Source organism: Pedobacter mendelii, assembly GCF_014635725.1.
GTDB lineage: Bacteria > Bacteroidota > Bacteroidia > Sphingobacteriales > Sphingobacteriaceae > Pedobacter > Pedobacter mendelii.
Genome location: NZ_BMDJ01000007.1, coordinates 134754 through 149872, shown reverse-complemented (window position 1 = coordinate 149872; position 15119 = coordinate 134754). Strand labels below are relative to the sequence as shown.

Genomic DNA, 15119 nt, shown 5'->3' with positions numbered 1-15119 from the left:
CAAAACATTACAACTTCCAATAACAATGAGTGAATTAAATAAGTACAGTAAAACATTTACACAAGACCCAACGCAACCTGCAGCACAAGCCATGCTTTATGGAATCGGTTTAACTGATGCCGATATGGCAAAAGCACAAGTGGGTATAGCGAGTATGGGTTATGATGGAAATACCTGCAATATGCACCTTAACGACCTTGCAAAAGATGTTAAAGCAGGCGTTTGGAAAAATGATTTAGTTGGCTTAGTTTTTAATACAATTGGCGTAAGTGATGGTATGAGCAACGGTACTGATGGCATGCGTTACTCTTTGGTAAGTCGCGATGTAATTGCAGACAGTATCGAAACCATTTGTGGTGGCCAATATTATGATGGTATTATTTCCATCCCTGGTTGTGATAAAAATATGCCTGGTGCCATTATGGCCATGGCTCGTTTAGACCGCCCATCGATTATGGTTTACGGCGGCACGATTGCTCCGGGTTATTACAAAGGTGAAGAACTAAACATCGTTTCTGCTTTCGAGGCTTTAGGCCAAAAAATATGTGGCAACCTTTCTGAAGAAGATTATCAAGGAATTATCAAACATACTTGCCCAGGTGCAGGCGCATGTGGCGGCATGTACACGGCGAATACAATGGCATCTGCAATTGAGGCTTTAGGAATGAGTTTACCTTATTCTTCTTCAAACCCAGCCATTAGCGAAGAGAAAAAACAAGAGTGTTTAGATGCAGGTAAGTACATCAAAATTTTATTAGAAAAAGACATCAAACCTTCTGATATCATGACGAGAAAAGCATTTGAAAATGCCATTCGTTCGATTATCATTTTAGGTGGAAGTACAAATGCAGTATTACACTTTATTGCAATGGGAAAAGCCATTGGCGTAGAAATTACGCAAGATGACTTCCAAAGAATGAGTGATGTAACACCTGTATTAGCCGATTTTAAACCCAGCGGTAAATATTTAATGCAAGATTTACATCAATATGGTGGTATCCCGGCTGTTTTAAAATACTTATTGGATGAAGATTTATTACATGGCGATTGCTTAACCGTAACCGGAAAAACGGTAGCAGAAAACTTGGCTGATGTTAAATCGATTATGGATTACGACCAGAAAATCATTCAAAAATTAAGCGAGCCTATTAAAGCAACTGGTCACTTACAAATTTTGTACGGAAACTTAGCTGAAAAAGGTTCTGTTGCAAAAATAAGTGGAAAAGAAGGTGAAAAATTCGAAGGTCCGGCACGTGTATTTGATGGCGAACATGATTTAATTGCTGGTATTTCGAGCGGTCGTGTTCAACCTGGTGATGTTATTGTGATTAAAAACTCTGGACCTGTAGGCGCTCCTGGAATGCCTGAAATGCTAAAACCAACTTCTGCAATTATTGGTGCGGGTTTGGGTAAATCGGTTGCATTAATTACTGATGGCCGTTTTTCGGGTGGTACTCATGGATTTGTGGTGGGCCACATTACACCTGAATCTTACAAAGGCGGCTTAATTGGCCTGGTGGAAGATGATGATAGAATTTTAATCGATGCTGTAAATAATATTATCAGCTTACAAGTTAGCGATGAAGTTATCTCAGAGCGAAGACAAAAATATGTTCAGCCCGAATTGAAGGTAACTAAAGGTGTACTTTATAAATATGCTAAAACTGTATCAGACGCAGCAAGTGGCTGCGTAACTGATGAATATTAAATTTGAAGTCATCCCGACAATAAATTAATATTTAAATGAATACCACATGCAAATTATTAAAAGCATTGAAAGCAGAATTTATGTAATTCGGGGTGAAAGAGTAATGTTAGATTTTGATTTAGCATCACTTTATGAGGTAGAAACTAAAGTATTGAACCAAGCGGTTAAGCGAAATTTAATGCGTTTTCCGGAAGATTTTATGTTTCAACTGACGACAAATGAATGGGAAAGTATGCGGTCACAAATTGTAACCGGTTATCAAAAAAACAATGATTTGTCACAACAAATGTTGAAAACATACGACCCCAACTTGAAGTCACAAATTGTGACTTCAAGTTGGGGTGGCACTCGAAAGATGTCATATGCATTTACCGAGCAAGGTGTAGCCATGCTAAGTGGTGTTTTGAAAAGTGAAAAGGCAATAAATATGAACATTGCCATCATGAGGACCTTTGTTGATGTTCGGAAAATTTTGCTAAAGCAAAACAACATCAATGAACAACTTACAGAAATTAAAGAACGGATTGGTGAACATGATGTTCAGCTAAATGAACTTTACGATGCTATGGAAAATTTAATCGATGAGAAAATTGCTCAATTAAAGTGGAACGATAGAGAAAGAATTGGGTTTAAAATTAAAAAATAATAGGACCGCAAAAACATAATTATGGAAACTGCACAAGATATGATACAACAAACTGAGGCTAAAGCAGAAACCTCGAAAACTTTATTTAAGGGAACAGGCTCACAGGTTTTGTTGAATGGATTAATTGAAGAGGGTGTAACCACCATTTTCGGTTATCCGGGCGGCGCAATTATGCCAATTTATGATGCACTTTACGATTACTCAGACAAGTTGGAGCATATTTTGGTTCGACATGAACAAGGTGGTATCCATGCTGCACAAGGTTTTGCCAGAACAAGTGGCAAAGTAGGTGTTTGTTTTGCAACCAGCGGACCAGGTGCAACTAACTTAGTTACAGGTTTAGCTGATGCTCAAATTGATAGTACGCCTTTAGTAGTGATTACAGGACAAGTTTTTGCCCATTTATTAGGTACCGATGCTTTTCAGGAAACTGATGTAATCAACATTACAACGCCAGTTACCAAGTGGAACTATCAGGTTACTGATGCCAACGAAATACAGGAAGTTTTAGCAAAAGCATTCTATATCGCTAAAAGCGGGAGACCGGGGCCAGTTTTAATTGATATTACCAAAAATGCACAAATACAGATTGAGGAATTTCCAGAGTATATAAAATGCAATCACATTCGTTCTTATCGCCCTAAACCAAAAGTAAGGGTAGAATATATTGAGCAAGCTGCTGAGTTAATTAACGCAGCTAAAAAACCATTTGTATTATTCGGCCAAGGTATTGTTTTAGGTAGCGCAGAACAAGAATTTAAAGCTTTTATCGATAAAAGTGGCATTCCAGCGGCATGGACAATTATGGGCGAAGGTGCAATCCCAACTTCTCACCCATTAAACGTGGGTATGTTAGGTATGCATGGAAATTATGGCCCGAATGTTTTAACCAATGAGGCTGATGTTATTATAGCCATCGGGATGCGTTTCGATGACCGGGTAACTGGCCGGTTAGACAAATATGCTAAACAAGCAAAAATTGTTCACTTAGATATCGACCCTGCCGAAATTGATAAAAATGTTAAAGCCGATGTCGGCGTTTGGGGCGATTGTAAGGAAACACTTCCGCTATTAACTAATTTGGTTAATGAAAATAAACACGAAGAATGGTTAGCTATTTTCAGAGATTACAATCAACAGGAAATAGACCAAGTAATTACTCCAGAACTTTATCCAGAGGGAGATGAAATTACAATGGGCGAAGTATTACGCAACATCAACGAAATTTGTGATGGTGAAGCAATTATTGTAACAGATGTTGGTCAACACCAAATGGTTGCATGCCGCTATGCCAAATTTAATAATACCAGAAGTAATATTACATCTGGAGGATTAGGCACAATGGGTTTTGGATTACCAGCGGCGATTGGTGCTAAATATGGTGCGCCCAATAAAACAGTTATCGCAATAATAGGCGATGGTGGTTTCCAAATGACACCACAAGAATTGGGTACGATTATGCAATTCGGTGCTGACGTGAAAATCCTGATTTTGAACAACCGCTTTTTAGGCATGGTTCGCCAATGGCAACAGTTATTTAACGATAAACGCTACTCTTTTGTGAACATTACAAGTCCTGATTTTGTGGCTTTAGCAAAAGCATATTACATAGAAGCGCAAATGGTTAACCAACGCGAAAACTTGAGAACTGCTTTGGAAACCATGATAAACCATAAAGGTTCTTACCTTTTAGAGGTTATGGTTGGAAGAGAAAATAACGTTTTCCCAATGGTTCCGCAAGGAATGAGCGTTAGTGAAATTAGGTTAAAATAATTAAGACAAAAGATAAATGAACAAGGATTTTACATTACTCTTTAATCTTTGCTCTTTCATCCTTAATCCAAGAAACATGACTACTGAAGATAAAATAAAATATACAGAAGATACGCTTGACTTAGATGGAAAGCAGGAATATACGATTACCGTATATGCTGAAAACCGCATCGGGTTATTAAATAGAATTGCAATTATCTTCTCGAAAAGAAAAATCAACATTGAGAGTTTAAACAGTTCGGCATCAGAAATTGATGGTATACACCGTTTTAATATTGTAATCCACGAAGGTTACGAAGTGGTGAGAAAACTTGCCCGTCAGATAGAAAAGCAGATTGAAGTATTGAAAGTTTATTTCAATACTAACGACGAAATTATCTGGCAGGAATTGGCTTTGTACAAGGTTTCTACTGATGAAATTGCTGAAAAAGTAACTGTTGAACGTTTATTAAGACAGTATGGTGCAAGCGCAGTGGTAATTCGTAAAGATTACACTGTTTTCGCTGTAACAGGCCATAGAGAAGAAACGGATGCATTAGTTAAGGCACTTGAGCCTTATGAGCTTATCGAATTTGTTCGTTCGGCAAGAGTGGCGATTATTAAAGATAGTGCCGGTTTCCACGAAAAACTGAAAGAATTTGAAGCAGAAGAACCAGGCGAAGAATTGGTTGAAAACGAATTTTTAGAAAAAGGCGGAAAGATATTTACCATGTAAGAGAAAGGTAGAGGGTAGAAAGGTTTAAGCCGGAAGGTACTAAGCTTGATACTTACTACTTGATACTCGATACTTACTACTTGATACAAAAATAACAATGAAACAAATATTTGAATTTATAATAAACTCGAGAAAAGCATTTATCAAATGGATTGATGGCTTAACCATCGAACAATTGAATAAAATTCCTGATGGCTATAACAATAATATCATTTGGAATTTCGGCCATATTGTAGTGAGCACCCAAACGCTTTGTTATGTACGCACAGGGATTTTAGCGGATGCAAGCTCGGTAAAGTTTAATGAATTCTATAAGAAAGATACTCGCCCGACTTATACGGTAACGGAACAGGAAGTTTTAGAATTGAAAGCATTGGCATTAGAAAGTATTGAAAAGATAAAGGAAGATTATGCGAATGGTGTGTTTGCTACCATCACTCCTTTTCCAACTGCAACTTATGGTGTAAAGATGAAGAGCATTGAAGAAATATTGATTACAACGATTGGGCATGATAACCTGCATTATGGATATGCATTGGCATTGAAGAAAAATTTGTGATGATGGAAGATGTTGAGTTGAAAATGGAAGATGGAAAATGGATTAGGATTTGAAACAGCAAAACTAAGTTTTCTAAACCCGATTGAAGTGGAAATACTTTTTGCTGCAGGTTTTTCGACAGGCTAACACTGACAAACACAAAAAGATTGAAACAGAAAGCGGGACTGAACGAGCCGAAGAGTACTGAAACCACCTTTTCAAAAAATAAATCGGTGAAATCATCTCATCAATATATCATCCAAAAGAATAAAAAAAATATAAACCGATAAAATTAAACATCCTGCTAAGTCCTCCCCTCTGGGGAGGGTTGGGTGGGGCTTAAAACCAATAAAACGATGTCAAATTATTTTAACACATTACCTCTTAGAGAAAAATTGAACCAATTGGGTGTTTGCGATTTCATGGATAGCAGCGAATTTTTAGATGGCGTTAGCGCTTTAAAAGGCAAAAAACTGGTAATTGTAGGTTGTGGCGCTCAAGGCCTAAACCAAGGTTTAAATTTAAGAGATAGTGGTTTAGATGTGAGCTACACGTTGCGTAAAGAGGCAATTGAAGGTAAAAGAGATTCTTGGAAAAATGCAACAGAAAACAACTTTAACGTTGGTACTTACAAAGAATTAATTCCTACTGCTGATGTGGTAATTAACCTTACACCAGATAAACAACATACTGCAGTAGTTAATGCAATAATGCCATTAATGAAAGATGGAGCAACACTATCTTACTCTCATGGTTTCAACATTGTAGAAGAAGGCATGCAAATACGTAAAGATTTAACCGTTATTATGGTGGCACCAAAATGCCCGGGCAGCGAAGTTAGAGCAGAATATGTTCGTGGTTTTGGTGTACCAACTTTGATTGCTGTACACCCAGAAAATGACCCTCAAGGTAAAGGATTAGCACAGGCAAAAGCTTATGCGGTTGGCACAGGTGGCCATAGAGCTGGTGTATTAAAATCATCGTTCGTTGCCGAAGTAAAATCCGATTTAATGGGCGAGCAAACCATTCTTTGTGGCTTGTTGCAAACAGGTTCTATCCTATCTTTTGATAAAATGGTAGAGAAAGGAATCGATGCTGGTTATGCATCTAAATTGGTTCAATATGGTGTTGAGGTAATTACTGAGGCTTTAAAACAAGGTGGTATTACTGCAATGATGGACCGTTTAAGCAATGTAGCTAAAGTTAAAGCTTTCGAAATTTCAGAAGAATTGAAAGACATTATGCGTCCGTTGTTTCAAAAACACCAGGATGATATTATGAGTGGCGAATTTAGCCGTATTATGATGGAAGATTGGGCAAATGGAGATAAAAATTTGTTGGCTTGGAGAGCGGAAACTGGCGAAACTGCTTTCGAAAAAACACCTGCTGGCGATGTGAAAATCGGTGAGCAAGAGTATTTCGATAACTATACATTAATGGTTGCTTTCGTTCGTGCAGGTGTCGAATTGGCTTTCGAAACAATGGTTCAGGCTGGAATTAAGCCAGAATCTGCTTACTACGAATCTTTACACGAAACTCCGCTAATCGCTAATACGATTGCACGTAAGAAGTTGTTCGAAATGAACCGCGTAATTTCTGATACCGCTGAGTATGGTTGTTACCTGTTCGACCAAGCTTGCAAGCCTTTGTTAGCCGATTTTATGAAAAAAGTGGATACCGATTTAGTGGGTAAAAACTTTAACGACGGCAAAGATGGCGCTGTTGATAACAGAAAATTAATTGAGGTAAATGAGGCCATTCGCTCGCACGAGGTAGAACAAATTGGCGCTACTTTACGCAAGGCGATGACTGCTATGAAAGCAATTAAAACAGCATAGTAAAAATCAAACCTTATAGGTTTTTAAAACCTATAAGGTTTACAAAATATAACAAAATGTCAAAAACATTAGTAGAAAAAATTTGGGATGCTCACGTTGTAAAAAGCGAAGAAGGCTTTCCCGATATTTTATACATTGATACACACTTAATACACGAGGTTACTTCTCCGCAGGCTTTTGATGGTTTGCGCAAAAGAGGTTTGCCTGTTTTACGTCCGAAACAAACGGTGGCAACAGCCGACCATAACGTACCAACCCTAAACCAATTAATGCCAATTAAAGAAGAGCTTTCCCGCTATCAAGTAGATATGCTCACAAAAAATTGTGCAGAATTTGGAATCGAACTTTATGGCTTAGGTCATCCCTTTCAGGGCATTGTTCATGTAATTGGTCCTGAATTGGGTATTACTTTACCAGGAAAAACAATGGTTTGCGGTGATAGTCACACCTCTACCCATGGTGCTTTTGGCGCAATTGCTTTCGGTATCGGCACATCGCAGGTAGAGCAGGTTTTTGCAACGCAGTGTTTATTGCAGTCGAAACCTAAAACCATGAAAATTGAAGTGAACGGACAGTTAGGGAAAGGTGTTGGTGCGAAAGACATTATTCTTTACATCATCGCACAGATTTCTGCGGCTGGTGGTACGGGTTATTTTATAGAATACGCAGGTTCGGCAATTGAAGCTTTAAGCATGGAGGCACGAATGACGATTTGCAATATGAGTATTGAAATGGGTGCGAGGGGTGGCTTAATTGCTCCAGACCAAATCACTTTCGATTACATTAAAGGCAGAAAGTTTGCTCCTGCCGGAGAAGAATGGGATAAAGCTTTAGCTTATTGGAAAACTCTATACAGCGATGCTGATGCAACATTCGATAGTGTTTTAACTTTCGATGCAGCCGATATTGCACCAATGATTACCTATGGAACTAACCCTGGTATGGGAATGGGTATCCAGGAAAATATCCCGGCTACCAATGCTCAACCAGAAAAAGAAAAACTTTCTTATCAAAAGGCTTTAGATTATATGGGCTTTGATGATGATGCATCTTTAATTGGTAAACCAGTTGATTATGTTTTCATTGGAAGTTGCACCAACTCTCGCATTGAGGATTTACGTGAAGTTGCAGATTTTGTAAAAGATAAGCGCAAAGCAGATAACGTAACGGTTTGGATTGTTCCAGGCTCAAAACAAGTAGAGCAACAGGCCATAAATGAAGGTTTAGATAAAATTTTCGAGGCGGCTGGTTTCCAGTTACGAGAACCAGGTTGTAGTGCTTGTTTAGGAATGAATGAAGATAAAATCCCGGCAGGTAAATATTGCGTTTCTACTTCGAATAGAAATTTTGAGGGCCGACAAGGACAAAATGCAAGAACGTTATTGGCTAGTCCGCTAACGGCTGCTGCTGCCGCTGTAACAGGTGTAATTACGGATGTGAGAGAATTATTAGAAAAGGTTGAAGGTTAAAAGGTGGACGGTTTAAGGTTTCTGCGATTTGCCTAGCCACTCTTCATTGAGGAAAAGTTAAAAACATGATTTTAGAAGTTGCGACATTGAATATAAAAGCAGGCCTATCAGCTGATTTTGAAAAGGCATTTAGCGAGGCTCAAAAAATCATTGCATCGATGGATGGCTACAATTCCCATCAACTAAAGAAATGCTTAGAAGAGACAGATAAATACATTCTGCTTGTAAACTGGGAAAATCTTGAGTCACATACGGAAGATTTTAGATGTTCAACAGCATATCAGGATTGGAAAAAGTTATTACATCATTTTTATGAGCCTTTTCCGATTGTTGAGCATTATATCGAGGCTGAAAGTTAAAAGATAGAAGGTTTAAGGTTTTGCATGATGTCTTACACATAGAAATATAAAAAATGTACTATAAATAATAAGATTTTGAAAGATTTGATGATTAGCCACTACATTCCACAATAATCTTAAAATCCATAAATCTTAGTAAAAGAATAGAAGTTATGCCAGAAATAGTTTGGGACGCCACATTATACGATAAACAACATCATTTCGTATCCGATTATGGAGCGGATGTTTTGCAATGGCTAGCACCGAAGGCACAAGAACATATTTTAGATATAGGTTGCGGAACGGGTCAGCTGGCGGCACAAATTGCAGAGTTTGGTGCTAATGTTTTAGGAACAGATGCATCTGCAGAAATGGTTGCCAACGCAAAAAAAGCTTATCCAAATTTAAATTTTGAAGTATTAGATGGGACTAAACTTCCTTACCATGAAAACTTCGATGCAATTTTTAGTAACGCTACTTTCCACTGGATTGAAGACCAAAATGCATTGGCCGATGGTTTATACAATAGTTTAAAACCTGGCGGAAGATTGGTAGCCGAATTTGGCGGAAAAGGGAACGTGAAAAGTATAACAGATGCAATTTCAGCTGCTGCTGAGCAATTGGGTTTAGCAGATAAAATTGCCACAAACTTTTGGTTTTTCCCATCAATAAGTACTTACACCACATTACTAGAATCAAAAGGTTTTGAAGTGGAACAAGCTTGGTTATTCGATAGGCCAACGAAATTAATCGGTGATGACGGCATGTACATTTGGATTAATCAATTTGCACAACACGCATTTAAAAACCTGACTAAAGAGCAAACCGAATCAATCAAAAATTTAGCTGTTGAAATGCTAAAACCCAACTACTTTATAAAAGGAGAATGGGTTGCAGACTATAGAAGACTGAGAATTAAAGCCTTTAAGAGAGGTTAAAGCATAACGACTAAAGCGAAACAAGTCTTGATACTTGATACTCACGACTTAATACTATTTAAAATGAAAAAGTTCACAAAATTAACATCGGCCATAGTGCCATTAAATATAGAGAATATTGATACCGACCAGATTATCCCTGCGAGGTTTTTAAAAGCGACTACTCGCGAGGGTTTTGGCGAAAATCTATTCCGCGACTGGCGTTATGAAAATGACAATCAGCCTAAAGCCGACTTCGTTTTAAATGACCCAACTTACAGCGGGCAAATTTTAGTTGCGGGTAAAAATTTTGGTTGCGGCAGCAGTCGAGAGCATGCGGCATGGGCTATCCAAGATGCGGGCTTTGATGTAGTTATCAGCAGTTTTTTTGCTGATATTTTTAAGGAAAATGCTTTAAACAACGGCTTATTGCCTATACAAGTGAGTGAGGAATTTTTGAAGAATATTTTTACCGCAGTTGAAACAGACCCAAAAGTAAAATTAACCGTCGATTTAGAAACCCAAACAGTATCTATCGATGAGCAAGTCCTCCCTTCTGGAGAGGATTTAGGTGGGGCTGAATCTTTTGAGATTAATGCTTACAAAAAATCGTGCTTAATTAATGGTTATGATGATATAGACTTCATTTTAGCGCAAAAAGAGTTGATTGAAGAGTTTGAAAAGAGGTAGAAATACCAAAGCTTAAAGACTAAAGCTAAAAGCGAAAACCCATAACTAAACTTTCATTAGCAATTATGATATGCTAGCCACAAACGGTCGTCATGCTGAATTCATTTCAGCATCTTAATAATATGAAAGACCCTGAAATAAATTCAGGGTGACGAACCGCCCATACTAGTTGCCTAAGTAGGAATAAAAAATAAAATCAGTGTAATCAAATAATCTGTGTAATCAAACCACAGGAAAAAAAAATGAAAGAGAGTATCGTCAGTATCCAGAATTTAAACCTAAAATACCAACAAAAGTTGGTGTTAACGGATTTGAACTGGACAATAAATCGTGGCGAAAATTATGTTTTATTTGGCGAGAGTGGAGGTGGAAAAACTTCTTTGGCAAAAATAATAGCGGGCTTACAAAATGGAATTGGCGAAGTAAAAATTAACTTCGACACCAATAGCCATTTACCTGCCGAAGTTTTATTTGTAGAAAGCTGGTATCAATTTAAAAACTTAGAAGGTGTTGCAAACTTTTATTACCAACAGCGTTATACCAGTCAGCAAGCAAAAGATACTTTAACTGTTCATGCAGAATTGGTGAACTATGGTATAGAAAAAAGTCTTAATTTAGACAAAGTCGAACCTATTTTAGAGGCTTTGAACTTTTCTTCTTTTGCGAGTTCTCAACTGATCGAATTATCGAGTGGAGAAAATAAAAAACTGCAATTGGTTAAAGCTTTATGGTTAAAGCCGCAATTATTAATCATCGACCAGCCTTATACGGGCTTAGATGCTGCATCACGTAAAAATCTGACCATTTTACTAAATGATGTTTCGCAAGACGGCGTTCAGTTGATATTAATTTGTAATGACTCGGAGTTACCTATTTCGATTAATCGCTTTGCGGAGATAAAAGATGGTCAATTTATTCAGCTTGATTCGCTGACTCAATCATCGTCCACTGAAAATCATTCTGGGGAAATACCGTCTTTCCTGAAAGAATCGCCTGTTTATTCTTCAGAGAATATTGTAAGAATGGTGAATGTTAACATCAGTTATGGCGAAAAACAGGTTTTAAAAAATATCAATTGGGAAGTAAAAGCTGGCGAAAAATGGTTACTGCAAGGGCACAATGGTTCCGGTAAATCAACTTTGTTGAGCTTAATTAATGGCGACCATCCGCAGTCTTACGCTAACGAACTTTATCTGTTTGGCAACAGACGCGGAAGTGGAGAAAGTATTTGGGACATCAAACAGCACATAGGTTTAATCTCACCAGAGTTTCATTGGTATTTTGATGCTACTTCAACCGTTTGGCAAAGTATCGCATCGGGTTTTTATGATACGGTAGGTTTGTTTCAACAACTTCCTTATTCTAAAAGCCAGCAGGTTGATGAATTGGTAGAATATTTTGGTTTAATGTCTTCAAAAAATGAACTGTTAGGTTCACTCCCACTGGGAAAACAAAGATTGGTTTTATTGGCAAGAACCATCATCAAAAATCCTGAATTATTAATTTTAGATGAACCATGCCAAGGATTAGACCAACAACAAACACAACATTTTAATCATTTGGTTGATGAATTGTGCAGTAATGGAATGACTTTAATTTATGTTGGTCATTTTGAATCGCAGTTACCAAACTGCCTGGAAAAAAGAATACTATTAGAAAGCGGCGAGGTTAAAGTCGTAGAAAATTTAAATATAGAAGCATAAAAATATTAACCAAGATTTATAGGACAAACGCAACTTAGTAAACATCATCCTAAAATCCTAAAAATCCTGGTCATAAGAGAGAGTTACAATGAAGAAGAACATTTTAGTAATACCTGGAGATGGTATTGGACCCGAAGTTACCACATGGGGAAAAGCAGCATTAGAAAAAATTGCCGAAATTTTCGGACACGAATTTGTTTTTGATGAGGCTTTGATGGGACATGCAGCTATCGAAGTTACTGGCGAACCACTGCCGGATGAAACTTTAGAGAAAGCACGAAAAAGTGATGCCATCCTCTTTGGAGCAATCGGTCATGCGAAATACGATAACGACCCTAGCTTAAAAGTTAGACCAGAACAAGGTTTATTAAAAATCCGCAAGGAGCTCGGCCTGTTTGCTAACCTCCGTCCGATATTACTATTTGATGAGCTTCTTCAGGCATCAAGCATTAAGCCCGAAATTTTAAGAGGAACGGATATTTTGTTCTTCCGTGAGTTAACTGGTGATGTTTATTTCGGAGAGAAAACACGCTCAGAAGATAGGAATACTGCATCAGATTTGATGATTTACCATCGTTATGAAGTTGAACGTATAGCGCACAAAGCTTATCAGGCAGCTCAACAACGTAGCAAAAGGTTATGTTCTGTTGATAAAGCGAATGTTTTGGAAAGTTCTCGCTTATGGCGTGAAACCGTTCAGGAAATTGCTAAACAATACCCTGATGTAGAAACGGAGCACATGTTTATCGATAACGCAGCAATGCAACTGATAAAAAACCCTAAGAAATTCGATGTGGTTTTAACAGCAAATTTATTTGGCGATATCTTAACCGACGAGGCTTCGCAAATTGCAGGTTCAATGGGTATGTTGGCATCGGCATCGGTTGGCGAAAGCACAGGTTTTTTCGAGCCAATCCATGGTTCGGCGCATGATATTACAGGTAAAGATTTGGCTAATCCACTCGCCTCTATCCTATCGGCTGCACTGATGCTCGAAATTGGTTTCGGACTAAAAGAAGAAGCAAAATTATTGGTTGATACCGTTGATGCAGTTTTGAAAGAGGGTTTTAGAACGCATGATATTGCTGACCAAACTACCAACCGATTTAAAGTTTTAGGCACTGCCGAAATGGGCAAATTGGTATTGAAATTTTTATCTCAAAAGTTAACCGCAACAACCAAAGCATAATGATACACGACCCAAATAAAGTATATATTTTTGATACCACCTTACGAGATGGGGAGCAGGTTCCAGGCTGCCAGTTGGATACAAACCAAAAAATTGAAATTGCAAAAGCACTTGAATTGCTTGGCGTAGATGTAATTGAAGCTGGATTTCCCATTTCAAGTCCCGGCGATTTTCAAAGTGTGGTAGAATTATCAAAAGCAATAAAAAACCCTACAATTTGTGCTTTAACACGTGCAATTAAGGGCGATATCGACGTAGCTGCTGAATCTTTACAATACGCTAAATATCCACGGATACATACAGGAATTGGTGCATCTGATATGCACATTCAATATAAATTTAACAGCACCCGCGAAAAGATTTTAGAACGTGCTGTTGATGCGGTAAAGTATGCCAAAAAGTTTGTTGAGGATGTTGAATTTTATGCAGAGGATGCCGGAAGAGCGGATAATGCATTTTTAGCTCAAATGATTGAAGCTGTAATTACAGCTGGCGCAACAGTGGTGAACATCCCAGATACAAACGGTTATTGTCTACCAGACCAATATGGTTCGAAAATTCTTTACCTTAAAGAAAATGTTAAAAATATCGACCAAGCCATTATTTCAGTTCATTGCCATAACGATTTGGGCGTTGCAACGGCAAATAGTATTGCCGGAGTTTTAAACGGGGCTCGCCAAATTGAATGCACTATAAATGGAATTGGTGAAAGAGCGGGAAATACGGCGCTGGAAGAAGTTTCAATGATATTGAAAACGCATTCCTTAGGTTTGCACACTGGTATCAACAGCAAACATTTCACTGAAATTAGTGGAATGGTAAGCCGCATGATGCACATGCCCGTTCAGCCAAACAAAGCTATTATTGGTAAAAATGCTTTTGCGCATAGCTCTGGTATTCACCAAGATGGATTTTTAAAACATCGCGAAAACTACGAAATTATAAATCCTGAAGATGTTGGGTTAAATAGTGCAGATATTATTTTAACGGCGCGAAGCGGTCGCCACGCTTTGAAACACCACTTGGAGCGTTTGGATTACGATATCGAAAAAATTAACATTGACGATGTTTACGAACGTTTCTTGGTTTTAGCTGATGAGAAAAAAGATATTACTGATGATGATTTACTTTTTTTAATGAGTGATGGTGAAACAGAATCGTATAAAAATGGGTACAAATTAAACTTGCTTCAAGTGGTTTGTGGCGACCAGGCTAAACCAACTGCAAACATCAAATTGCAATATAATGGCGAAGTTAAAGAAGCAAAAGCCGAAGGAAATGGACCTGTTGATGCAACTATTAATGCGATTGTAAGCATTATTGATAAAGGTATAACACTTAAAGAATTTACCATCCAGGCAATGCACGGTGGAAGCGATGATGTAAGTAAAGTAAATATGAAAGTTGATTATGAGGGTAAATCTTTTATAGGCTACGGTTTTAGCACTGATATTGTAAAAGCATCTGCTAATGCATATTTAGATGCAATAAATAAGTTTTTGTAAAGGAGAGGAAAGATTAAAGACCAAAAGGTAAAGTCTTAACTACAACATTTATTAAAACTTTGAGGGGTATTCCCTTCAGGAGGGAGTTAG

General features: G+C 37.8%; 13 protein-coding genes. All 13 read left to right on the top strand.

Annotated elements, in window-relative coordinates; genetic code table 11:
* The first annotated feature begins 25 nt into the window (after positions 1-25).
* Positions 26-1708, top strand: a complete 1683-nt coding sequence (ilvD, locus tag IEV50_RS13290; protein ID WP_188415110.1) for a dihydroxy-acid dehydratase — start codon at positions 26-28, stop codon at positions 1706-1708.
* 46 nt (positions 1709-1754) lie between these two features.
* Positions 1755-2354 carry an ORF6N domain-containing protein gene (locus tag IEV50_RS13285; protein WP_188415108.1) on the top strand — a complete coding sequence of 200 codons (600 nt, stop codon included), beginning with the start codon at positions 1755-1757 and terminating at the stop codon, positions 2352-2354.
* A gap of 21 nt (positions 2355-2375) precedes the next feature.
* Positions 2376-4127 (top strand): biosynthetic-type acetolactate synthase large subunit, encoded by a 1752-nt coding sequence (gene ilvB / locus IEV50_RS13280; RefSeq protein ID WP_188415106.1) that lies wholly within the window; start codon positions 2376-2378, stop codon positions 4125-4127.
* Between the two features lie 76 nt (positions 4128-4203).
* Positions 4204-4842 carry an acetolactate synthase small subunit gene (gene ilvN, locus IEV50_RS13275; protein ID WP_188415208.1) on the top strand — a complete coding sequence of 213 codons (639 nt, stop codon included), beginning with the start codon at positions 4204-4206 and terminating at the stop codon, positions 4840-4842.
* A gap of 97 nt (positions 4843-4939) precedes the next feature.
* Positions 4940-5401, top strand: coding sequence for a DinB family protein (locus tag IEV50_RS13270; protein WP_188415104.1), 462 nt, complete (start codon positions 4940-4942; stop codon positions 5399-5401).
* Positions 5402-5736: 335 nt separating this feature from the next.
* Positions 5737-7218 (top strand): ketol-acid reductoisomerase, encoded by a 1482-nt coding sequence (ilvC, locus tag IEV50_RS13265; RefSeq protein ID WP_188415102.1) that lies wholly within the window; start codon positions 5737-5739, stop codon positions 7216-7218.
* A gap of 56 nt (positions 7219-7274) precedes the next feature.
* Positions 7275-8687, top strand: a complete 1413-nt coding sequence (leuC, locus tag IEV50_RS13260) for a 3-isopropylmalate dehydratase large subunit (protein ID WP_188415100.1) — start codon at positions 7275-7277, stop codon at positions 8685-8687.
* A 65-nt stretch (positions 8688-8752) separates the two neighbouring features.
* Complete coding sequence (locus IEV50_RS13255; protein WP_188415098.1) at positions 8753-9046, top strand: antibiotic biosynthesis monooxygenase family protein; 294 nt, start codon at positions 8753-8755, stop codon at positions 9044-9046.
* A gap of 152 nt (positions 9047-9198) precedes the next feature.
* The gene (locus IEV50_RS13250; protein ID WP_188415096.1) at positions 9199-9963 is read left to right on the top strand and encodes a class I SAM-dependent methyltransferase; all 765 of its coding nucleotides are present in this window, start codon (positions 9199-9201) and stop codon (positions 9961-9963) included.
* Positions 9964-10026: 63 nt separating this feature from the next.
* Entirely contained in the window at positions 10027-10632 is a 606-nt protein-coding gene (leuD, locus tag IEV50_RS13245) for a 3-isopropylmalate dehydratase small subunit (RefSeq protein ID WP_188415094.1), read from the top strand.
* A 242-nt stretch (positions 10633-10874) separates the two neighbouring features.
* Positions 10875-12335 carry an ATP-binding cassette domain-containing protein gene (locus tag IEV50_RS13240; RefSeq protein ID WP_188415092.1) on the top strand — a complete coding sequence of 487 codons (1461 nt, stop codon included), beginning with the start codon at positions 10875-10877 and terminating at the stop codon, positions 12333-12335.
* Between the two features lie 88 nt (positions 12336-12423).
* Positions 12424-13524 carry a 3-isopropylmalate dehydrogenase gene (gene leuB / locus IEV50_RS13235; RefSeq protein ID WP_188415090.1) on the top strand — a complete coding sequence of 367 codons (1101 nt, stop codon included), beginning with the start codon at positions 12424-12426 and terminating at the stop codon, positions 13522-13524.
* Positions 13524-15029, top strand: a complete 1506-nt coding sequence (locus tag IEV50_RS13230) for a 2-isopropylmalate synthase (protein WP_188415088.1) — start codon at positions 13524-13526, stop codon at positions 15027-15029. The genes leuB and IEV50_RS13230 overlap by 1 nt, the downstream gene beginning before the upstream one ends.
* Positions 15030-15119 lie beyond the last annotated feature (90 nt).

Excerpts from the sequence above, each read along its gene's own strand:
- IEV50_RS13230 (WP_188415088.1), top strand. The coding sequence starts at position 13,524 with ATGATACACGACCCAAATAAAGTATATATTTTTGATACCACCTTACGA.
- ilvC (WP_188415102.1), top strand. The coding sequence starts at position 5,737 with ATGTCAAATTATTTTAACACATTACCTCTTAGAGAAAAATTGAACCAA.
- ilvB (WP_188415106.1), top strand. The coding sequence starts at position 2,376 with ATGGAAACTGCACAAGATATGATACAACAAACTGAGGCTAAAGCAGAA.
- leuC (WP_188415100.1), top strand. The coding sequence starts at position 7,275 with ATGTCAAAAACATTAGTAGAAAAAATTTGGGATGCTCACGTTGTAAAA.
- IEV50_RS13250 (WP_188415096.1), top strand. The coding sequence starts at position 9,199 with ATGCCAGAAATAGTTTGGGACGCCACATTATACGATAAACAACATCAT.
- IEV50_RS13240 (WP_188415092.1), top strand. The coding sequence starts at position 10,875 with ATGAAAGAGAGTATCGTCAGTATCCAGAATTTAAACCTAAAATACCAA.
- leuD (WP_188415094.1), top strand. The coding sequence starts at position 10,027 with ATGAAAAAGTTCACAAAATTAACATCGGCCATAGTGCCATTAAATATA.
- ilvD (WP_188415110.1), top strand. The coding sequence starts at position 26 with ATGAGTGAATTAAATAAGTACAGTAAAACATTTACACAAGACCCAACG.
- leuB (WP_188415090.1), top strand. The coding sequence starts at position 12,424 with ATGAAGAAGAACATTTTAGTAATACCTGGAGATGGTATTGGACCCGAA.
- IEV50_RS13255 (WP_188415098.1), top strand. The coding sequence starts at position 8,753 with ATGATTTTAGAAGTTGCGACATTGAATATAAAAGCAGGCCTATCAGCT.
- IEV50_RS13270 (WP_188415104.1), top strand. The coding sequence starts at position 4,940 with ATGAAACAAATATTTGAATTTATAATAAACTCGAGAAAAGCATTTATC.
- IEV50_RS13285 (WP_188415108.1), top strand. The coding sequence starts at position 1,755 with ATGCAAATTATTAAAAGCATTGAAAGCAGAATTTATGTAATTCGGGGT.
- ilvN (WP_188415208.1), top strand. The coding sequence starts at position 4,204 with ATGACTACTGAAGATAAAATAAAATATACAGAAGATACGCTTGACTTA.